The following is a 20,052-nucleotide window of genomic DNA, read 5'->3' on the forward strand; positions in this document are numbered from 1 at the left end:
ACCGCATGGCATCACCAGCTCGGATCCTCGTGCCGCTGATACTCGGTGCTGCGGCAGCGACCGCGGCAGCTCTCGGTGCCGCACTCGGGCGCTCACGAGACGCAGCGCCGCAGGCGATCGCACCTCCTGTGCAGCCATTGCGCTTCAACGGATGGTGGAACAGTGATCACTCCTCCGCTCTCGCCGTTTCACACCCCAGTGTCGTCTTCGTCGATGCCACGAACGGTGCCGTGGTCGATTCCTGGGACCGACGCCGGCACGCTCGACTGCCTGCCCCTGTCGCCCACCGAACGAGCGAGTGGCCGCGCACTGGAATCCTCGTGGTCGATGCGGTCACCGGCGACCTCCTGAGCGTTCTGGAAGCACCGGGAATACCTCGGGGCTAGACTCTGTTTTCACTGCTGCGGGGTCGAATGGCCCCGTGATAACGAAAGGCATTCGCGTGCACGATCTGATCATTATTGGTTCCGGCCCGGCCGGATACACCGCGGCAATCTACGCTGCCCGCGCGAAGCTCGAACCGATCGTTCTCGCATCGAGCGTGACCGCTGGTGGCGATCTGATGACGACCACCGAAGTCGAAAACTTCCCCGGCTTCCCAGAGGCAATTCAAGGCCCAGACCTCATGTTCCAGATGCAGCAGCAGGCTGAGCGTTTCGGTGCCGACGTGCGACTCGACGACGTGACCGAGCTCGAACTCGACGGCCCGGTCAAGCGCGTGCACGTCGGCGATCAGGTGCTCGAAGCTCGCACGATTATTTTTGCGACCGGCTCTGCATACCGCCGACTCGGTCTCGAAGATGAAGACCGTCTGAGCGGCCACGGCGTCTCCTGGTGTGCCACATGCGACGGGTTCTTCTTCCGCGAAAAGAAGCTCGTCGTCGTCGGTGGTGGCGACAGTGCGATGGAAGAAGCGCAGTTCCTGACCAAGTTCGCGTCATCCGTGACGATCGTGCACCGCTCAGAGCAGTTCCGCGCGAGCGAGATCATGCTGGAACGTGCACGAAACAACGAGAAGATCTCATTCGTCATGAACGCGAAGGTCACGGCGATTCACGGTGACTCCCAGGTCTCCGGCGTAGAACTCACCGACACCGTCACTGGCGAGACCAGCGAACTCGAAGTCGACGGCGTCTTCGTCGCGATCGGTTCAGACCCTCGCACGCACCTGATTCACAACCAGCTCGAACTCACCGCCGAAGGCACCATCGCTGTCGACGGCCGCAGTAGCCGAACATCAGTCGAAGGCGTGTTCGCCGCCGGCGACGTGATCGACCCAACGTACCGTCAGGCGGTGACCGCGGCCGCTTCCGGCACCGTGGCAGCGCTCGACGCCGAACACTTCTTGGCAGCCGCCAAGGATGTCACTCCGGTCAGTACTCACTAGGAGGAAAAATGAAGGATGTAACTACCGACAGCTTCCAGAGCGACGTCCTCGAGGCTTCACGCCCCGTTCTCGTTGATTTTTGGGCAGCTTGGTGCGGCCCGTGCCGTGCCGTTGGACCGATCCTCGAAGAAATCGACGCGGAACACGAGTCGATCGAGGTCGTCAAGGTCAACGTCGACGAGAACCCGGAAATCGCGATGCAGTACCAGATCACGAGCATCCCAGCGATGAAGCTCTTCGTCGACGGCAACGTCACGAAGGAACTCATCGGCGCTCGTCCGAAGGCACAGTTCGAAAAAGAACTCGCTGACTACCTGAAGTAGGCGCTCGCTGCACGCGTCAGCAAACGTTTGAACGAAAGAGGGACACCCGGCACATGCCGGGCGTCCCTCTTTCAGTTTCTCGATCAGCTTCGGGTGTGCTGCCGAAATTCTATAAAAACCTCGGATCAGGCGCAGAACGTTGCCATTGAAGAGCGTGATCGACGGCGTCAACCTACCCCGAGAAGCGCTCTTCGCCCAGTTCGGAGAGGATTCTGTTCAGGTCTTCCACCGTGGCGAAGTCGATTACGACCTGCCCCTTCTTCCGACCAAGGGCGACTCGAACTCTCGTGTTCAAGCGGTCTTCGAGACGTTCTGCGATTTCATCGAGGCCATACTGCAGTGATCCCTTTCGTGGCAACGCTGCAGGCTTGCTTACGGACACCGCACTCGCTGCAGCCTCCGCACCGCGAACCGAGAGATCTTCGTTCACGATCTTGTCGGCGAGCTTGAGCATGGCCGGAGCATCGGACAACGACAGAATCGCTCGAGCATGCCCTGCGCTCAGCACCCCTGCAGCAACCTTCGACTGCACTGCTTCCGGGAGCTTGAGGAGGCGAATGGTGTTGCTGATTTGCGGTCGGCTTCGACCGATTCGCTGCGCAAGGTCTTCCTGTGTGATTCCGAAATCGTCCATGAGTTGCCGGTAGGCACTGGCTTCTTCAAGCGGATTGAGCTGCGCTCGGTGCAGGTTCTCGAGCAGCGCGTCGCGGAGCATCGCGTCATCGGCGGTGTCCTTGACGACCGCAGGAATACTGGTGAGACCGGCACGCTGGGAGGCTCGCCAACGGCGCTCGCCCATCACGAGCTCGTAGAACGGCGCCTCGGTCGCGTCAACCAACGGTCGAACCACAATTGGTTGGAGAACGCCGAATTCACGAATGGAATGCTCGAGTTCTGCGAGGTCATCCTCGTCGAACTCGGTTCTCGGCTGGTTTCGGTTTGGGGTGATGTCCAGTTGCGGAATCGAGAGCAACCTGGCACCAGGAACCTCAACGAGCGCGACTGCGTCGTTCTGCGTTGCGCTGTCGTCGCTTTCAGTGGAGACGCCCGCGGCATCGGAAGCAGACGCATCCTCGGACGGTGTCGCTGGGGCACTCGAGCGACGGCGAGAGACGTTGGCGACCGAATTTTCGGGGATCGATGTGCGTTTTTGCGCCTTGCCGCGTTGCTTCACTGTCGCGCTTGGCTGAACTGCTTCGCTTGACGAGTTCGATGCTGGAGCGTCCTTGCTCGTCGCGGCCGGCGCTTTCCGCCCGGTTGGGAAGAACACGTCGACGGGACGGTCCTCACCTTCCCGCGCTTGGTCGTTGGTCTCGTCACGCGAGCTCGTGGGGATGAGCGCGCCAATACCCCTGCCTAGACCTGTACGTCGGCTCATTGCGCGACCCCTCGTTTTGCGATTTCAATGGCCGCTTCGCGATATGCGAGGGCTCCTGGAGAGTTTGGATCGTAGGTCACAACGGTCTGGCCGAATCCTGGTGCCTCAGAGACACGCACCGACCTCGGAATGATGGCCTCAAGAGTGACTTCAGGGAAGTGCCCACGGACCTCGTCGGCGACCTGACGCGACAGGAGCGTTCGTCCGTCGTACATCGTGAGCAGAACGGTCGAAAGCTGGAGCGAGGGATTCAGGTGCTGCTGGATTCGCGCGATGGTGTCCGTGAGTTGCGCGACACCTTCGAGCGCGTAGTACTCGCACTGAATCGGGAGCAAGACCTCGGTTGCGGCGGTGAACGCGTTAATCGTCAGAAGCCCGAGTGATGGTGGGCAGTCGATCAGGATGTAATGCGGTACTTCTGCGGCCGTGTTGAGGTAGTCCTCGATCGCGTCGCTCAGAGCGAATTCTCGTCGGTTCATGTTGACGAGCTCGAGATCGGCTCCGGCAAGGTGAATCGTTGCCGGCAGGCACATCAAACCGGGTGCCTCCTTGCTTTCGACAGCAAGATCCTTGATGGCAATTCCCTCGAGGAGAACCTCATAGGAGCTTTGCACATCGGCGTGATGTGGGATCCCGAGCGCGGTCGATGCGTTGCCTTGCGCATCGAGATCGATGACGAGGACTCGAGCCCCGTTCTTCGCGAGTGCTGCAGCCAGATTGACGACCGTGGTCGTTTTTCCGACCCCTCCCTTTTGATTGACAACCGTGATGACCCGGGTCTTATCGGGAAGTGGTGCGTTCCCCACGGTTTCGAGAGAGCGACGTCGCTGGGCAAGGCTCGCGAGTTCGCGAGCGATCGGAGTCGACTCGTATGTACCTGGCGTTGACACTCAAAATCCCATCGATGTTTCACGTGAAACATTGTGTTGATCGAAGCGGTTGTCCCTGAGGGAACCGCTTCTCGGTAATGCTCCATTTTGACTCAGCTAGTCGAGTGAAACAAGTTGAACTTGCGTTTTGTGAGGTCGCGTCTTGCGGTGCGCTCTTCCACAGGGTACCCCCAACCTGTGGAAAACCTTGCAGCAACGAGGGGGTTCTCCGGCTCGTGCATTTGGAAAGCCGACATCCTTGTACTCGCCAGTTATAGCAACGATGTTCGCAGATCGAGATTCCGGCCCGGCGCATTGCACGCCCGAGATTGCGCAACATATCGACTCGGTTATCCACAGTTGTCCACAAGCGTGCAATCAGTGTTGCAGGTGCTCACTCTCGCGGTGGATTCGACCAAACACAGGGTGTTTCACGTGAAACATGTATGGACCTCGTCCCTGTCCCCGAAAGTGGATGATCGCTCGCTTTTGTCGAGGCCTCCCTGTCAACATTTCGCGTGTCATTTTGGGTCTTGTTCGACCACGGTGTGTGGACCGTCGCACTCGGCACCGGACACCGACATCGGACACCGACATCGGCCACCGTTCCGAGAGCCGCAGGCCGCAGGCCGCAGGCCGCAATCCACGAAGTGAGTCCATGCAGATGCACATCATCACTTCGCGGGTACTGGATCGACGAAGAGCCCGCCTCACCCTCTCCGGCATGATGCCACTGCGATGAGACACCCAATGTTTCACGTGAAACGTTTGCACTGTGACCGATCCCGTGATCTGGCTTCGAGTGCGCGGCTATTAGGAGGTCGGTGTAACCACGAACTGTCGCGTCGTCTGGCCGGTGTAAAGATTCTCGCCCGTTTGCACCTGGCGAGTAAGGCGTAGAACTCGCGACTCGCGATCGGATGACTTCGAGGGTTTCCCACTTTCACACTTTGTTTCACGTGAAACATCCGTGCGCGCTCTCGGTGATCGGACAATGCGATCGCTAAGCGGATGGGAACTAGGCGTCCCCGAGGCTGCGCAGCAAGGTGGCCAGGGCAGCGGTCAGAGACAGTCAGTTCCGTTGCAGCCTCGATACTCGGCCAATCTGAGTCTCTTATTGTTCTTCACGCGAATGCCGTGCGATTCCTACTCGTCACTACGCGACGGTTCCTTCGGAGGTACACGCAGCAAACGCACCAATCTACCGTCAACGGTTCTGCATTAACCGCAGTCACCCTCATCATTGCTCATCCGGTGGCGACGAGTCCGCGCCGACCTGCGCCTCCACAATCCAGCGAATGGGCAGTCGATCCTTCAATCGCGATTCGCGCGCTGGGTGGTTCAACAATTCGCACAGATTCGCCTCTTCGTCGCCATCTCTCCATGTGCAACACGCGCTGAGGCGGACCTTTTAACGCCCGAATCCCGATATCAACCAGACACGCTCGTTGATGTTTCACGTGAAACAATTGCAATTTCGCTCGTTGAGAGTCCGACCGGGTAGTTTCCGACGTGTTTCGCACCTGTCGATATGACGCAAGAAACCTTGCGGTGACCTGGGGATTCAGACCGTTCCTTCTGAGCACAACCGCTCGGCATGCGGGTCTGCTTCCGCGTTCGACACCCACGATCGAATGTGGCTCAAGCCGCAGCGTCAGTGTTTCTGTGGATACTCGGTTACGACCTGAGTCAGAGGCATTGGCGTCTGACCATCCCGCCACTAGGAGTCGCGGCACTCCAAACGTGAAGCTTGAAGCTACTTCGGATCCGTACATTTGAAACTCCACTAAGGCCCTGAGAAGTCAGGATTATCCGAAATGTTTCACGTGAAACAACAACCGCAGCTCGCCCACGTGACCCCTCACCGAACTGAAGAACTGAAGGACAGGAGGACAGGAGGACAGGAGGACAGAACTCACTCTCGGCGCCAAGACCCGGGGGGGAATAGAGAGACGTGGTGAGAACTGATCCTCGAACACGTACGGTGAAGCAGGAAAGTACGATGCGCCAGCGCGTTGAGTGGCAGACACGCTCCGTAGAGCCCCATCACAAAATCGTCGATCACGGAGCGATGATCACGACGATGATGACGAAAATCGTGAGGAGCCAAGCTCATACGTGATCTTTAGATCAACCCGTGTCGCACGATCGTGAGATCAGGGGAGCTCTTTACCAGAGACGAAGCGTGTTCGAGCGGGGAAAATCTCGCCTGAATTTCCCAAACAGAGAGCGTCTCAGAGCAATTTTGGAGGATCCTGGCCGAAACGAGTCGATTCGAAGATGCTCAAAATCGTTCCTGGAGAGCCAGAATGGGCGTCAGAGAGATCATCAAATGAAATAACACCCCTTAATGGGGGTAGCGGCTGGCCCGAGGACGCCCTTTACCACGAGATGTCTACGCCGCGCTGACTCCGATTTCCGTTCCAAACGGTCACGGGTCACTGATCCAGGAATACAGGAATCGGGACCACTGATCAGGGATCAGGGATCAGGGATCAGGGATCAGGGATCAACCGTCGCGCGAAACACTCGAGTGATCTCAAGATCATGTTCCGCCCCGAGTTCAATAACCTCGGCATTCTCGAGTCGCGCTTTCCGCATCGCCTTTGCGGCCTTCGTCATCTCTTCAGAAACACGAGCGCCCTTCAAGAACAACAGCTCGCCGCCGCTTTTCACCAAGGGAGCCGTGATGGGAATCAGTGTGGACAAGGCGGAAACTGCTCGCGCGGTCACCTGGTCGAGACCGAATCCGACCTCCGCTTCTTCTGCCCGCGCGCGAATGATCGTCACGTTCTGCAAACCCAAACGATCAGATTCCTCGGTCAACCAGGCACACCGGCGTTCCATCGGCTCGATCAGGAAGAACTCAACATCTGGACGAGCGATTGCCACGACCAGACCGGGGAGTCCCGCACCGGAGCCGACATCACCGACTCGACCGTGTAGCAGGGGAGCGATCAGTGCCGAGTTCAGAACGTGGCGGGTCCACAAGCGTGGAAGTTCGACAGGACCGATGAGGCCGAGTGTCTCACCGTGTTCAGCGAGCGAAGCGGTGAACTGGCGTGCCAATTCGATGCGATCGCCAAAGAGCGAAACCGCTGCCGCCGGCTCTTGTTCGAGAGTGTCAGACACAGATGCGAAGTAACGTGCGCTTAGGCGGAACGAATCACCGAGTGACGAGCAGAGCCCTCACCCTGAGATTCGCTTTCGAGGCCACGCTCTGAGACGAGGTCGTGCACGACCTTACGTTCGTAGGAGGACATCGGCGGCATTGAGAACTCCGCCGCGCCGCCCTCAATTGCTTCAGCTGCAGCATCGACCAGGTCTTCGAGTTCCTTGGCTCGCGCGTCACGAGAACCGGCGACGTCAAGCACGAGACGAGAAAACTCGCCGGTTCGCGCCTGAACAGCCAAGCGGGTGAGGTCCTGCAACGCAGCGACCGCATCCTTGTTGGAGAGATTCTGCAATGACTCGTCGTCAGCAGTTCCAACGGTCAGGAGTACTCGAGCTCCTCGTCGCTCGATCTCGATGTCACCATCGAGATCGCAGATGTCGAGCAGTTCTTCGATGTAGTCCGCAGCGATTTCACCTTCGTCGCTCGGGTCTACCGCGTCACCATCGAGCGATTCCTCGGATTCCGATGCAGTGTCGTCAGTGACAGCATCGTTCTTCTCGACGACTTCGTTCTCCTCGACCGCGAGGTCCTGTTCAGCGTTCGTCACTATTTTCCTCCGCGCTTACTCTTCGGGGTCTTTCGCTTCGGCTGCACACGCTGGCCGCCGATTTCTTGTACCAGAGTGTCGTCCGCCTTCTCGTCTTCCAGCGGCGGCAATCCCTGACGCTGACGCTTGCGAGCAAGTCGGGCCTCGCGAGCGAGCGCTGCATCGGAGCCCGGGGTCGGCATGTTGTGGATGATGATGAACTGCTGCACCATCGTGAAGATGTTGGAGACGAGCCAGTAGAACATGGTCGCGAGCGGGAACATGTAGCCCGTGATGATCAGGAAGATCGGGATGATGTACAGCAGCACACGCTGCTGGCGGTACATCGGTGACTCCTTCATCGCAGGAGTCTGGTTCTTCGACATGATCTGGAGCTGCGTGAAGAACTGCGTTCCAGTCATGATGACGACGAGCAGAATTGCGAGCGATACGACGTACCAGTTGCCCTGCTCAAAACCCTGCTGCATGGTCATGTGCAGCGGAATGACGTCGAACAACTGTGCGGATCCGAACTGATCAGCAAGCGGCTTGGTCATGAAACCAACACCTGCATCACCGCGGTTCGCGGTCGTCAGAACCGTAACGAGACCGAAGAAGACCGGCATCTGAACGAGCATCGGCAAGCACGAAGCGAGCGGGTTCGTTCCGGCCTTCTTATATGCGGCCATGGTTTCGCGCTGCATTGCCTCGCGAGAGAACTGGTCCTTCTTGCCCTTGTACTTGTCTTGGATCCGCTTGACCTCTGGCGCTACTTCGAGCGCGCGACGCGAGGAAACGATCTGCTTCACGGTCAGCGGGATCATCGCAGTGCGAACGACGAGCACGAGCCCGACAATTGCGAGCACCCAGGCGAGGCCGCTCGCGCCGTCGACGCCGGCTGCCTCCACGACCCAGTGGAATCCAGCAAGGATGGCCTCAAGTACGTACTTGATGGGCCACATCAAAGTGCCGAAGAAGTCCATGGGTGGATCAGTGCTCCTTGTGCGGGGTTACAAATCCCCACGGTGTTGTGCTGAACCGCCGTCGCGGTTCCGGAATGTCATCGATTCCGCCTTCAGCCCACGGGTGGCATCGAGCGATCCGTCGCGTTCCCATCCAGACGCCTCGGATCACTCCGTACTGCTGTATCGCCTGCAAGGTGTAGTACGAACAACTCGGGTAATACCGGCACACATCTCCGTAGATGGGAGAAATGAATCGCCTGTACAAACCGAGGATGAACGCTGCGACGTTGCGGGGGATCAGTACGAGGGTTCTCATCGAGACCTCAAAATGGGGACAACTACTGATTTGAGGGTATCAAAGTCGGCGTCCGCACCTGCAGGAAGTACCCGTACGACCACGTCGTGTGGGTCACCCAGCGGAAGTTCGGCTCGAACGATTTCGCTGAGACGCCGGCGAAGGCGGTTTCGAACGACTGCGTTGCCTACTTTTTTTGAGACCACAAAGCCAAATCGCGACTCCGACGTGCCTGGAGTCGCGATTGAGACAATTGCGAAAGGGGTGCGAACGCGACGACCAGTGCGAGTGATGCGGCGAAAATCTTCGCCGGCCTTCACCCGGTTGGCCGTCGGCAGCGCCACCGGAATACGACTTACGCCGAGAGTTCCGTGCGGCCCTTGCGACGGCGCGCTGCGAGGATTGCGCGACCTGCGCGGGTGCGCATGCGGAGGCGGAAGCCGTGCTTCTTGGCGCGACGGCGGTTGTTCGGTTGGAACGTACGCTTGCTCATGATTACTCCAAGGGGTTCGGTGCTGATGACCGGAAGCTACTTTGCCGTATTAGGCAACCTATTCAAGATAGGCAATTTGTGACGATTCGTCAAACAGGGCCACGCCGGAAACTCGCCACGCCGTCGTAAATCGAAGACAACTTGCAAGCAGTGCGGTATCGCGGTTTACTCTTGTGATTCACATCGTTGTTGCCCTTGGAGAGGGCAAGCGATCTTGAAGTCTTGCTGAGAAGTATTCGGTGGACAACGCTGTGGAAAACTTGTCTCGACTGTGAGGAACCACACCCGAATGACTGACTCGACTCCGATCCCGCAACTGTGGTCTGAAGTGTTGACCGTGCTGCGGACCGACACCCGGGTTCAGCCTTCTTTGCAGGGATTCCTTGACCTCGCGGAGCCACAGGGGGTCATGGGCAATGTGCTCTACCTCGATGTTCCGAACGATCTCACGCGCGACATGCTGGAGCAGCGACTCCGCATTCCGATCACAGAAGCCATTGTGGATAACTCCGGCCAGATCGAGTCGTTCAAGATCGTCGTCAACCCGGATTTGCAGCCGAGCGAACGTCTTCCAGAGACCAGCGACAGTTCTTCATTTGTCGCTCCTGAGCCCACGCCGACGCTTCCGGCAGCTCCAGCACCGTCATACGCAGAAACTGCCGACGTTTTCGCTCAGCGGAGACTGGAGAACTCACTGAATCCGAAGTACACCTTCGATGACTTCGTGATCGGCGGTTCAAACCGATTCGCCCACGCGGCGGCGTTCGCCGTCGCCGAGTCTCCGGCCAAGGCCTACAACCCGCTCTTCGTCTATGGCGAATCCGGCCTCGGCAAGACGCACTTGCTGCACGCAATCGGCCACTACGCAATGAGTCTCTACCCGGGGATCCGCGTTCGATATGTCTCGAGCGAAGAGTTCACGAACGATTTCATCAACTCGATCGTCAACAACCAGTCGCAGTCTTTTCAGGCGAGGTACCGCGACATCGACATCCTGCTGATTGACGACATTCAGTTCTTGCAGGGCAAGGATTCGACGCAAGAGGCCTTCTTCCACACGTTCAATACCCTGCACGACCACAACAAGCAGGTCGTGATCACCTCGGACCTCCCCCCGAAACACCTGACCGGTTTCGAAGACCGCATGGTTTCGCGTTTCGAGTGGGGTTTGATCACGGACGTCCAAGCTCCCGATCTCGAAACACGCATCGCAATTCTCCGGAAGAAGGCGCAGAGCGAGACCGTTCCGGTGCCCGACGAAATTCTCACGGTGATCGCCGACAAGGTGAAGTCGAACATCCGCGAACTCGAGGGCACCTTGATCCGCGTGACCGCGTTCGCAAGTTTGAACCGCTTGCCCGTCGACATGGATCTTGCACAGACCGTGCTGAAGGATCTCTTCTCCTTCGATGAAGAGGCCGTGATCTCGCCGAGCGACATCATCAGTCACACCGCGGCATACTTCAAGCTTTCTGTTGACGACCTGTATGGCTCGTCACGGTCGCAGACGGTCGCTCAGGCTCGACAGATCGCGATGTATCTCTGTCGTGAGATGACGAGCCTCAGCCTGCCGAAGATCGGCCAGCTGTTCGGCAACCGCGACCACACGACCGTCATGTACGCGAACAAGAAGATCGAGGCGCTCATGAAAGAAAAGCGAAGCGTCTACACGCAGGTGACTGAGCTCACCGGTCGCGTGAAGCAGGGGCCGCTGCGCTAGCGCGATGCCTCTTTACGGAACCCCAGACCCGATGTTCACGGGTTTGGGGTTTTTCTTTTCCCTCGGAGGCCGAGGACAGCGAGCAGCCCTGTCGATCGAGCGGGCGATGCGCAGATTCCTTGCTACGAGTGGCTCCTCACCGAGAATCCACAGCCTGAATGACAAGTTTTTTCAGTTTCCACACCCCCTGTGGAACTCTGTGTGCCGCGCCGGACGAAATGTGGAGAACTCAGGAGCTCCGTGTGGAAACGTGTCATTCGCTCCGACGAGTTTCATGACGGTTTTGTGATTCGATGCACAGCCGCTCCACAACTTGCACGCGTGTAGTTCCCGGTCACCGTCCCGAAACTTGTCATTCCTCCACAGTTTCAACAGGCGTTATAAGTCTTAGAGAGATTTGAAATGAGATGAGAGAGCCCACAACATTGAACGCCGGAGCCCTGCTGGCTGGTTTCGGTCTGTGACAGAATGACAAACCGAACATCCCTGGAGGTCCTTGCCGTGAAATTCAACATCAATCGCGATGTTTTCAGCGACGCCGTGTCGTTTGCAGTGAAGCTTTTGCCGCAGCGCACGACTCTGCCGATTCTCACGGGAGTCCGCATCGAGGCAAACGAAAACTCTGTGACGCTCTCGACCTTCGATTACGAGGTTTCGGCGCGAACGAGCATCAGTGCCGAAGTCACCGAACCTGGCGTCATCTTGGTTTCTGGTCGTCTCCTCAACGACATCGCGAACAAGCTTCCGCAGTCGGTCGTGGTCATCGAAGACGATGAAGCCTCCGTCAAGATCTCCTGTGGCAGCGCCCGTTTCTCGCTGCTGAAGATGCCGATCGAGGAATATCCGACCGTTCCTGCTGTCGAAGGCCACACTGGACTCGTTCGCGGCAGTGATTTCTCCGAAGCGATCGCACAGGTTGCCGTGGCGGCCTCGCGTGAAGACGTCACCCCGGTCATCACAGGTGTGCAGCTCGAAGCTTCCGAGCAGACGTTGAGCTTCACCGCCACAGACCGTTACCGAGTCTCGGTTCGCGGAATCGACTGGGATTCCGGCAACACCTCAGCGTTGAGCGCCTTGGTGCCAGCTCGCACGATCGCTGAAGTCGGAAAGACATTCGGTCACGCCGAAACGATCGAGATCACGATGAGCGAGCCTGGTGACCGGCAGCAGATCGCCTTCAGTGCAGCCGACAAGACCGTCACGAGCTTGCTCATCAAGGGCAATTTCCCACCGGTCGGGCGGTTGTTCCCAGCATCGGTCGAGCACTACGCGGTCCTGAACACTGCGGATCTGGTCGAAGCAACTCGTCGCGTGCAGCTCGTGCTCGAACGTGAAGCCGCCTTGCGATTCACGTTCAGCGAGGGCCAGGTCACACTCGAAGCGATCGGAAGCGAGCAGGCGCAAGCCAACGAAACGCTCGATTGCGTCTTGAACGGTGAAGAAATCGTTCTGTCGATCAAGCCGCAGTTCTTGCTCGACGGACTCGGTGCAACGCACAGCGAATTCGTCCGAGTCTCGTTCACGAAGACCGAGAACACGAACAAGCCGGGGCCGATGTTGATCACCGGCCAGACCTCTCGTGATTCGACCGAACCGACCGACTTCAAGTACCTGCTGCAGCCGAACCTGCTGCTTCGCTAACACCTGAAAGCGCTGTTGGTCGCTGACTGGTTGTAGTGAGCCGTTCTCTTCTCAGGGCTTGAGCGTTCGACAGAATCGTTCGAGTCCGCCGACATCTCAGGGGGTGACTGATGCGAGTCAATCGCCTCGAACTCACTGATTTTCGCAACTATCACCGAGCCACGGTCGAGTTTCCGGCTGGTCCGACGCTCCTGGTCGGACGAAACGGCATGGGGAAGACCAACCTCGCCGAAGCGGTCGTTTGTCTGAGCACGGGAGGAAGCCATCGCGTCCCCGGGCACCAACCGATGATCCGGGCCGGCGAAGAGACTGCGATCATCCGCTCAACGCTGATGGGCGGCGAGCGTTCGATCGATGTCGACGTCCAACTCAACCGGAGTTCGCCGAACAGAGCACAGGTCAATACGCAGGCGGTCCGATTCCGCGACCTGCCTCGATATCTCAAGACGGTGCTCTTCAGTCCGGAAGATCTTGCGATCGTGCGAGCAGAACCGACCGGTCGCCGGAGATTTCTCGACGACATCCTGGTGGCAGCGACGCCACGGTTCACCTCGGTGCTCGCCGACTATGACAAAGTCGTGCGCCAGAGAAACTCCCTGTTGAAGTCCGCTCGCGCGTCCCGGATTCCGCCGAGCGAGCTTGCAACACTCGACGTTTGGGACCAACGTCTTGCTCAATTGGGGTTCGAGATCGTTCAAGCCCGAAGGGCGCTGGTCACCGCGATCGCTCCGCACGTGGCTACCGCGTACCGCAATGTCGCCGGCGACGAGCATTCGACCGCGCTGCATTATGAATCGACCGTTCCGGAAGAGTTCTCGGCGTTCGAGGAACTCCTCGTCGCCCGCCGTCAGGACGAACTCGATCGAGGGACGACCCTGATCGGGCCTCATAGAGACGACCTCGGCCTTGAACTCAACGGACTCCTCGCTCGTCATTACGCGAGTCACGGAGAATCCTGGTCGTTCGCCCTCGCACTCAAACTCGGCAGCGCCGAGTTGCTCCGCGGCGAAACGACCGGCGATCCGGTCGTCATTCTCGACGATGTCTTCGCCGAGCTCGACGCTCGTCGTCGCGAGCGGCTTGCCGAGAGCGTGATCGGATACGAGCAGGTCATCATTACTGCGGCCGTTGAAGACGACGTTCCTTCTGTGCTCCGCGCTCAACCGATTCGAATTGAACGTGGGACGGTCGTCGATGTTGCCGCCACTGACTCTCCAATCGAGAAAGAGCACACCGCAGGTTCTGGTCAATCTTCCGTAGACGAGGTCACAGAGCGCGCGGAGTCCGACGATGACTAAGCGCGACGAACGCTCGGAACCCGAACGCGTTTGGGCGCGTTTCCGCGGCAAGTTCGGAGATCCGGCACTCGCGAGTCGTGACGGTCGGCGCCGTGCGAAGCGGGCAGTCGACGGCAACGTCCCGTTTTCTCCAGGCCGTGACCCTCTGCGGATCGCAGCTGTGGTTGACGGATTCGCCGAGTCGGCGGGATGGACCGACCAATTGGCCGAAGGGGCGGTCGTTGCGAGATGGCCGGAGATCGTCGGCGAAGAGACCTCGCGGCGGACGACACCGATTGGGATCGAGGATCATGTGCTGCTCGTGCAGTGCTCGTCAACCTCGTGGGCCCAGCAGTTGCGGCTCATGCGGGGGCAGGTCACCACTCGACTCATCGAACTGTTCCCAGATGCGCACATCGAATCGGTGCGCTTCATCGGACCGGACGTTCCGAACTTCCAGCGCGGCATCAGATCGGTTCGGGGACGAGGCCCGAGAGATACCTGGGGATAGTTCCCGCGCGACCCCTGCCAAAGCGAGGATCGTCCAATGAGTCAGAACGGTAATCAACCGCATTCTGTGGCGGTTTCCTGGCGCGAGAGCGATTCACAAAGACATTTCGGGTGGATCGCGCGATCTAAGCGGCTGAGATAGCCCTTTTGATGCCCGGTTTGAGCCGATCACTGATAGAATTGGGCGTTCGACTATGAGCCTTTTTTGAGGCTCGTCGCAAGGCACGACAGGAGCCGAAGGCACTACATGACAGACGATCAGACGCGCGATGTATACGGCGCAGACGAAATTCAGATTCTTGAAGGTCTCGAGGCGGTTCGTAAGCGTCCGGGTATGTACATCGGCTCCACGGGCCCGCGCGGTTTGCACCACTTGGTGTACGAGATCGTTGACAACTCAGTAGACGAGGCACTCGCCGGTTATTGCGACACGATCGACGTCACGATCCTCGCCGACGGCGGTGTTCGCGTGATCGACAACGGTCGCGGAATTCCGGTCGACCCGCACTCCTCCGACCCTCGGAAGTCGACCGTTGAGGTTGTTCTGACGATCCTTCACGCCGGAGGAAAGTTCGGTGGCGGCGGCTACGCCGTCTCCGGTGGTCTCCACGGTGTCGGATCCTCGGTCGTGAACGCACTGTCGAGTACCCTGCATGTCGCGGTCCGTCGTCAAGGCTTCGTCTGGCGCCAGAGCTTCACGATCGGTGAGCCGGATGCGCCACTCGAAAAGGGCGAGGCAACAAATGAGACCGGAACGACGATCACGTTCTACCCCTCGGCCGAGATCTTCGAGTCCATCGACTTCGACTACACGACGCTGAGCAAGCGCTTCCAGCAGATGGCCTTCTTGAACAAGGGGCTGCGCATCACGATCACCGACGAGCGACCATCCGAGGTCGCGGTCGAAGAGGGCGAAGAAGCGCCCGTTCGCTCCGAGTCGTACTTCTACGAGAACGGACTGCGTGATTACGTCGAGTACTTGAACTCCTTGAAGAAGGCTGAAGTCGTTCACGACGAGATCATTCACTTCGAATCTGAAGACAAGACCCGCATGATCTCGGCCGAGTTGGCAATGCAGTGGACCAACGGCTACCAAGAGGGCGTCTTCACCTATGCAAACACCATCAACACGCATGAGGGTGGAACGCACGAAGAAGGCTTCCGCGCCGCACTGACCACTCTGGTCAACAAGTACGCGCGACAGACCAACCAGCTCAAAGAAAAAGACGAGAACCTCTCTGGCGATGACGTCCGTGAGGGCCTGACCGCGATCATCTCGGTCAAGCTCGGTGAGCCACAGTTCGAAGGCCAGACGAAGACCAAACTCGGGAACACCGAAGCGAAGTCCTTCGTGCAGCGGGTCGTCGGCGAGCAACTGAGCGACTGGTTCGAGCGCAACCCCTCGAACGCCAAAGAGATCGTCCGGAAGGCGATCGGCGCGGCACACGCGCGCATCGCTGCCCGCAAGGCGCGCGAGCAGACGCGGCGAAAGGGCCTACTCGAGTCGAGTGGAATGCCCGGAAAACTCAAAGACTGCCAGTCGAAGATCCCGTCCGAAAGTGAAATCTTCCTGGTCGAGGGAAACTCCGCAGGCGGTTCCGCTGTGCAGGGTCGAAACCCGCACACGCAAGCGATCTTGCCGCTGCGAGGCAAGGTCCTGAACGTGGAGAAGGCTCGTCTCGACCGTGCGCTCGGGAACGCTGAAATCCAGTCGATGATCACTGCCTTCGGTGCTGGTCTCGGTGAAGAGTTCGACGCCGAAAAAGCTCGGTACCACAAGATCGTGCTCATGGCAGATGCTGACGTCGATGGCCAGCACATCACGACGCTGCTACTCACGTTGCTGTTCCGCTACATGCGACCGCTGATCGACCGGGGATTCGTCTACCTCGCGCAGCCGCCGCTCTACAAGATCAAATGGAGCAACTCGGAGCACGAGTATTCCTACTCGGATCGCGAACGCGACGCGATGATCGCAGACGGTCTCACCAAGGGAAAGCGCATTCCAAAGGAAAACGGAATCCAGCGCTACAAGGGTCTCGGCGAGATGGACTACAAGGAACTGTGGGAAACCACGATGGACCCTGACACCCGCACCCTGCGACAGATCACACTCGACGATGCAGCAGACGCCGACGCGGTGTTCTCAACGCTCATGGGAGAAGACGTCGAATCACGTCGCTCGTTTATTCAGAAGAACGCAAAGGACGTCCGGTTCCTCGACATCTAAGCGCTTCGGCGAATTGAGATCTCGAGCACAGCGACACGGAAGCAAATATGACTGACATCACTCCCCCTACTGATCGCATCGAACAGGTCGATCTGCAAGCAGAAATGCAGCGTTCGTACCTCGACTACGCAATGAGCGTCATCGTCGGGCGCGCCCTGCCCGACGTTCGTGATGGCTTGAAGCCCGTCCACCGACGTGTGCTCTACGCAATGTACGACGGGGGATTCCGCCCTGACAAGGCATTCTCGAAGTGTGCTCGTGTCGTCGGTGAAGTCATGGGTCAGTACCACCCGCACGGTGACTCACCGATTTACGATGCGCTCGTTCGACTCGTGCAGCCGTGGAGCATGCGGTACCCGCTTGCTCTCGGTCAAGGAAACTTCGGCTCTGCCGGAAACGACGAGGCCGCTGCACCTCGGTACACCGAGACCAAGATGCACCCGATGGCGCTCGAGATGGTGCGCGACATCGAAGAAGATACGGTCGACTTCCAGGACAACTACGACGGTCGCACGCAGGAGCCCATCGTGCTCCCGGCCCGGTTTCCGAACCTGCTGGTCAACGGCTCGGTCGGAATCGCGGTCGGAATGGCGACCAACATTCCTCCGCACAACCTGCGTGAGGTTGCCGCGGGCGCGAAGTGGTACCTCGAGAACCCAGACGCCACGCAATCGGAACTCCTCGAAGCACTCCTGCAGCGCATCAAGGGGCCAGACTTCCCGACCGGTGCGCAGATTCTCGGCACCAAGGGCATTGAAGACGCGTACCGTACGGGCCGTGGCTCAATCACGATGCGCGCAGTGGTCAAGGTCGAGGAGATCCAGGGACGCACCTGCCTCGTCATCACCGAGCTGCCGTACCAGGTCAACCCGGACAACCTCGCGATGAAGATCGCCGACCTGGTGAAGGAGGGTCGTCTTTCGGGTATCGCTGATATTGAAGACGCAACCTCTGGTCGCACGGGTCAGCGACTCATCATCAAGCTGAAGCGCGACGCGGTTGCGAAGGTCGTGCTGAACAACCTCTACAAGCACACGCAGCTGCAGGAGAACTTCGGCGCGAACATGCTCGCGATCGTCGACGGTGTGCCACGCACACTCGCGATCGACGGGTTCATCTCGAACTGGGTTGACCACCAGATCGATGTCATCGTTCGCCGGACCCAGTTCCGCCTTCGCAAGGCAGAAGAGCGCATGCATATTCTGCGCGCGTACCTTCTCGCGCTGGACGCCCTCGACGAGGTCATCGCGTTGATCCGTCGCAGTGCCACCACCGAGGAAGCCCGCGATGGGCTCATGGACCTCCTGAAGATCGATGAATTGCAATCACGCGCGATTCTCGAACTGCAGTTGCGTCGCCTCGCAGCACTCGAGCATCAGAAGATTCAAGACGAGGCTGACGAGCTCGAGAAGATGATCGCGGAATACAACGTGATCCTCACCACGCCGTCGCGTCAGCGTCAGATCATCATGGAAGAACTCGACGGCATCGTCGAGAAGTTCGGTGACGATCGACGCAGCGAGATCATGCTCGGCTACGGCGGAGACATGAGCATGGAAGACCTGATCCCTGAAGAGGAGATGGTGGTTTCCCTCACCCGCGGCGGCTACATCAAGCGCACGCGCATCGACAATTACCGCTCGCAGCACCGCGGCGGCAAGGGAGTCAAGGGCGCACAGCTTCGCGCAGACGATGTCGTCGAGCACTTCTTCGTCACAACGACGCACCACTGGTTGCTGTTCTTCACCACGAAGGGCCGTGTTTACCGGGCGAAGGCCTACGAAGTGCAAGAGGCCGGCCGAGACTCGAAGGGCCAGCACGTTGCGAACCTGCTCGCGCTGCAACCGGACGAGGACGTCGCACAGGTGCTCGACATCCGTGACTACGCGACCTCCGAGTACCTGGTGCTCGCGACCCGTGAGGGACTGGTCAAGAAGACGGTCTTGAGTGCGTACGACACGAACCGCACGGGCGGGATCATCGCCATCAACCTCAACGAGGGTGACGAGGTCGTCTCGGCAATGCTCGCTGATTCAGCCGACGAGCTCTTCGTCGTCTCAAAGCGCGGTCAGTCGATTCGCTTCAGTGCGAACAACGAGAACCTCCGACCAATGGGCCGCGCATCTGCGGGTGTGAAGGCAATCGCGCTGCAGGATGACGACGTCCTCCTCGCGGCAAATGTGATTGCGGCCGACCAGGACCGTGAAGCAACCTTCGTGGTGACGATCACCGACGGTGGTTTCGCGAAGCGTTCTGCGATTTCCGGATGGCGCCAGAAGGGCCGAAACACGAAGGGCATGGCGGTCGCCAAGTTCAGTGATGCACGTGGTTCGCTCGCGGGTGTCGCAATCGTTGAGGAAACCGACGAGCTGCTCGTCGTGCTCGAGAGCGGCAAGGTCGTGCGTTCGCCGATCGGAGAGATCCGACCGAGCGCTCGATCCACCATGGGAGTGAAATTCGCGAGTTTCAGCGACCCGAAGGACCGAATCATTTCGGTTGCACGAAACGGGGAGCGTACGCTGTCTGTTGAGAACGCGGAAGAACCCGCAGAGACAGCCGAATCAGCCCCGGCCGGAGAGGAAGCCTGATGACAAGCGTCAGCGAGAAATTGCAGCGAAAGACACCTTCGTCTCGGCGAGGTGCTGCGAAGCAGGTTCGACTGAAGCTCGTCCACGTCGACTTCTGGTCGTCGTTGAAGATCGCTGCGATCGTGGGTGTCGTTTCCGGCATCATCCTGATCGTCGTCGTGTTCCTGATGTGGTCGTTGCTCAATGTCGTCGGCCTCTTCGACAGCCTCGACAACGTCCTGCAAGACGTGCTCGGTGGAGACTTCAGTGTCATGGCGTTCGCCTCCCTGCCTCAGGCGATGCTGTTCGCTGCCGTGCTGGCCGTATTGAACCTCGTGGTCATCACGGTGCTCGGTGCGATCTTCGCCGTCCTGTACAACCTTTCCGTGCGCTTCACCGGCGGACTTTTGGTTGGCTTCACAAACCAGTAAGGTAGTTACCACTTGCAAGTTTTCCTTCTTCGGGTTGCAAAGCTTGCAAGTGGTAAAACAGTGTTGGTTTATCTGGTAGTGTTTTTGCTTGTGCCAGGGGCTATAGCTCAGGCGGTTAGAGCGCTTCGCTGATAACGAAGAGGTCCCAGGTTCAAGTCCTGGTAGCCCCACCAGCACACCAGGGGACGTAGCTCAGTTGGTAGAGCGCCTGCTTTGCAAGCAGGATGTCAGGAGTTCGATTCTCCTCGTCTCCACAATCAGGAGC

Annotated in this window: 18 protein-coding genes and 2 tRNA genes; 12 read left to right on the plus strand and 8 right to left on the minus strand. The window is 58.9% G+C overall.

Annotated features, from left to right (window positions below; translation table 11 throughout):
* Positions 1 to 5 precede the first annotated feature (5 nt).
* The 3 genes from U2H20_RS08235 to trxA are packed head-to-tail and all read left to right on the plus strand — an operon-like array spanning position 6 to position 1,710.
* Positions 6 to 386 carry a hypothetical protein gene (locus tag U2H20_RS08235; RefSeq protein WP_430591810.1) on the plus strand — a complete coding sequence of 127 codons (381 nt, stop codon included), beginning with the start codon at positions 6 to 8 and terminating at the stop codon, positions 384 to 386.
* A gap of 56 nt (positions 387 to 442) precedes the next feature.
* The gene (gene trxB, locus U2H20_RS08240) at positions 443 to 1,387 is read left to right on the plus strand and encodes a thioredoxin-disulfide reductase (protein ID WP_430593618.1); all 945 of its coding nucleotides are present in this window, start codon (positions 443 to 445) and stop codon (positions 1,385 to 1,387) included.
* Between the two features lie 8 nt (positions 1,388 to 1,395).
* Positions 1,396 to 1,710 (plus strand): thioredoxin, encoded by a 315-nt coding sequence (gene trxA / locus U2H20_RS08245; RefSeq protein WP_430591811.1) that lies wholly within the window; start codon positions 1,396 to 1,398, stop codon positions 1,708 to 1,710.
* A 172-nt stretch (positions 1,711 to 1,882) separates the two neighbouring features.
* Here the strand turns inward: trxA and U2H20_RS08250 are convergent, their stop codons facing one another.
* From U2H20_RS08250 to rpmH, 8 genes are all read right to left on the minus strand, one after another.
* On the minus strand, positions 1,883 to 3,088 hold the full coding sequence (locus tag U2H20_RS08250) for a ParB/RepB/Spo0J family partition protein (RefSeq protein WP_430591812.1): 1,206 nt from the start codon (positions 3,086 to 3,088) through the stop codon (positions 1,883 to 1,885).
* Positions 3,085 to 3,978 (minus strand): ParA family protein, encoded by an 894-nt coding sequence (locus tag U2H20_RS08255; RefSeq protein WP_430591813.1) that lies wholly within the window; start codon positions 3,976 to 3,978, stop codon positions 3,085 to 3,087. The genes U2H20_RS08250 and U2H20_RS08255 overlap by 4 nt, the downstream gene beginning before the upstream one ends.
* 2,481 nt (positions 3,979 to 6,459) lie before the next feature.
* Complete coding sequence (rsmG, locus tag U2H20_RS08260) at positions 6,460 to 7,089, minus strand: 16S rRNA (guanine(527)-N(7))-methyltransferase RsmG (RefSeq protein ID WP_430591814.1); 630 nt, start codon at positions 7,087 to 7,089, stop codon at positions 6,460 to 6,462.
* Between the two features lie 20 nt (positions 7,090 to 7,109).
* A complete protein-coding gene (locus tag U2H20_RS08265; RefSeq protein WP_430591815.1) occupies positions 7,110 to 7,679 on the minus strand; it encodes a protein jag in 570 nt (189 codons plus the stop codon).
* Positions 7,679 to 8,641, minus strand: a complete 963-nt coding sequence (gene yidC, locus U2H20_RS08270; protein ID WP_430591816.1) for a membrane protein insertase YidC — start codon at positions 8,639 to 8,641, stop codon at positions 7,679 to 7,681. The genes U2H20_RS08265 and yidC overlap by 1 nt, the downstream gene beginning before the upstream one ends.
* Positions 8,642 to 8,648: 7 nt before the next feature.
* On the minus strand, positions 8,649 to 8,939 hold the full coding sequence (yidD, locus tag U2H20_RS08275) for a membrane protein insertion efficiency factor YidD (protein ID WP_430591817.1): 291 nt from the start codon (positions 8,937 to 8,939) through the stop codon (positions 8,649 to 8,651).
* On the minus strand, positions 8,936 to 9,262 hold the full coding sequence (rnpA, locus tag U2H20_RS08280) for a ribonuclease P protein component (RefSeq protein ID WP_430591818.1): 327 nt from the start codon (positions 9,260 to 9,262) through the stop codon (positions 8,936 to 8,938). The genes yidD and rnpA overlap by 4 nt, the downstream gene beginning before the upstream one ends.
* A gap of 11 nt (positions 9,263 to 9,273) precedes the next feature.
* Positions 9,274 to 9,411, minus strand: a complete 138-nt coding sequence (rpmH, locus tag U2H20_RS08285; protein ID WP_021010601.1) for a 50S ribosomal protein L34 — start codon at positions 9,409 to 9,411, stop codon at positions 9,274 to 9,276.
* Positions 9,412 to 9,700: 289 nt separating this feature from the next.
* Here rpmH and dnaA point away from each other — a divergent pair, with 289 nt between their 5' ends.
* The 9 genes from dnaA (at position 9,701) to U2H20_RS08330 (ending at position 20,041) form a co-directional block, all read left to right on the plus strand.
* Positions 9,701 to 11,131, plus strand: a complete 1,431-nt coding sequence (gene dnaA, locus U2H20_RS08290) for a chromosomal replication initiator protein DnaA (RefSeq protein ID WP_430591819.1) — start codon at positions 9,701 to 9,703, stop codon at positions 11,129 to 11,131.
* A 501-nt stretch (positions 11,132 to 11,632) separates the two neighbouring features.
* Entirely contained in the window at positions 11,633 to 12,772 is a 1,140-nt protein-coding gene (gene dnaN / locus U2H20_RS08295; protein WP_430593619.1) for a DNA polymerase III subunit beta, read from the plus strand.
* Positions 12,773 to 12,882: 110 nt separating this feature from the next.
* Entirely contained in the window at positions 12,883 to 14,070 is a 1,188-nt protein-coding gene (recF, locus tag U2H20_RS08300; protein ID WP_430591820.1) for a DNA replication/repair protein RecF, read from the plus strand.
* Positions 14,063 to 14,560: a DUF721 domain-containing protein gene (locus tag U2H20_RS08305; RefSeq protein WP_430591821.1), complete on the plus strand. Its 498-nt coding sequence runs from the start codon at positions 14,063 to 14,065 to the stop codon at positions 14,558 to 14,560. The genes recF and U2H20_RS08305 overlap by 8 nt, the downstream gene beginning before the upstream one ends.
* Positions 14,561 to 14,806: 246 nt before the next feature.
* Positions 14,807 to 16,789, plus strand: coding sequence for a DNA topoisomerase (ATP-hydrolyzing) subunit B (gyrB, locus tag U2H20_RS08310; protein ID WP_430591822.1), 1,983 nt, complete (start codon positions 14,807 to 14,809; stop codon positions 16,787 to 16,789).
* A 47-nt stretch (positions 16,790 to 16,836) separates the two neighbouring features.
* Positions 16,837 to 19,377: a DNA gyrase subunit A gene (gyrA, locus tag U2H20_RS08315; protein ID WP_430591823.1), complete on the plus strand. Its 2,541-nt coding sequence runs from the start codon at positions 16,837 to 16,839 to the stop codon at positions 19,375 to 19,377.
* A complete protein-coding gene (locus tag U2H20_RS08320) occupies positions 19,377 to 19,787 on the plus strand; it encodes a DUF3566 domain-containing protein (RefSeq protein WP_430591824.1) in 411 nt (136 codons plus the stop codon). Before gyrA ends, U2H20_RS08320 begins: the two co-directional genes overlap by 1 nt.
* 96 nt (positions 19,788 to 19,883) lie before the next feature.
* Positions 19,884 to 19,960: transfer RNA gene (locus U2H20_RS08325), tRNA-Ile, on the plus strand.
* Between the two features lie 8 nt (positions 19,961 to 19,968).
* Positions 19,969 to 20,041: transfer RNA gene (locus U2H20_RS08330), tRNA-Ala, on the plus strand.
* Positions 20,042 to 20,052: the final 11 nt, after the last annotated feature.

This window comes from Humidisolicoccus flavus, from assembly GCF_045689595.1.
Lineage (GTDB): Bacteria > Actinomycetota > Actinomycetes > Actinomycetales > Microbacteriaceae > Humidisolicoccus > Humidisolicoccus flavus.

What these genes read in the sequence shown, in the direction of transcription:
- U2H20_RS08305 (WP_430591821.1), top strand. Translation starts at nt 14,063, where the DNA reads ATGACTAAGCGCGACGAACGCTCGGAACCCGAACGCGTTTGGGCGCGT.
- recF (WP_430591820.1), top strand. Translation starts at nt 12,883, where the DNA reads ATGCGAGTCAATCGCCTCGAACTCACTGATTTTCGCAACTATCACCGA.
- trxA (WP_430591811.1), top strand. Translation starts at nt 1,396, where the DNA reads ATGAAGGATGTAACTACCGACAGCTTCCAGAGCGACGTCCTCGAGGCT.
- U2H20_RS08320 (WP_430591824.1), top strand. Translation starts at nt 19,377, where the DNA reads ATGACAAGCGTCAGCGAGAAATTGCAGCGAAAGACACCTTCGTCTCGG.
- dnaA (WP_430591819.1), top strand. Translation starts at nt 9,701, where the DNA reads ATGACTGACTCGACTCCGATCCCGCAACTGTGGTCTGAAGTGTTGACC.
- rpmH (WP_021010601.1), bottom strand. Translation starts at nt 9,411, where the DNA reads ATGAGCAAGCGTACGTTCCAACCGAACAACCGCCGTCGCGCCAAGAAG.
- U2H20_RS08250 (WP_430591812.1), bottom strand. Translation starts at nt 3,088, where the DNA reads ATGAGCCGACGTACAGGTCTAGGCAGGGGTATTGGCGCGCTCATCCCC.
- gyrB (WP_430591822.1), top strand. Translation starts at nt 14,807, where the DNA reads ATGACAGACGATCAGACGCGCGATGTATACGGCGCAGACGAAATTCAG.
- yidD (WP_430591817.1), bottom strand. Translation starts at nt 8,939, where the DNA reads ATGAGAACCCTCGTACTGATCCCCCGCAACGTCGCAGCGTTCATCCTC.
- U2H20_RS08235 (WP_430591810.1), top strand. Translation starts at nt 6, where the DNA reads ATGGCATCACCAGCTCGGATCCTCGTGCCGCTGATACTCGGTGCTGCG.
- yidC (WP_430591816.1), bottom strand. Translation starts at nt 8,641, where the DNA reads ATGGACTTCTTCGGCACTTTGATGTGGCCCATCAAGTACGTACTTGAG.
- gyrA (WP_430591823.1), top strand. Translation starts at nt 16,837, where the DNA reads ATGACTGACATCACTCCCCCTACTGATCGCATCGAACAGGTCGATCTG.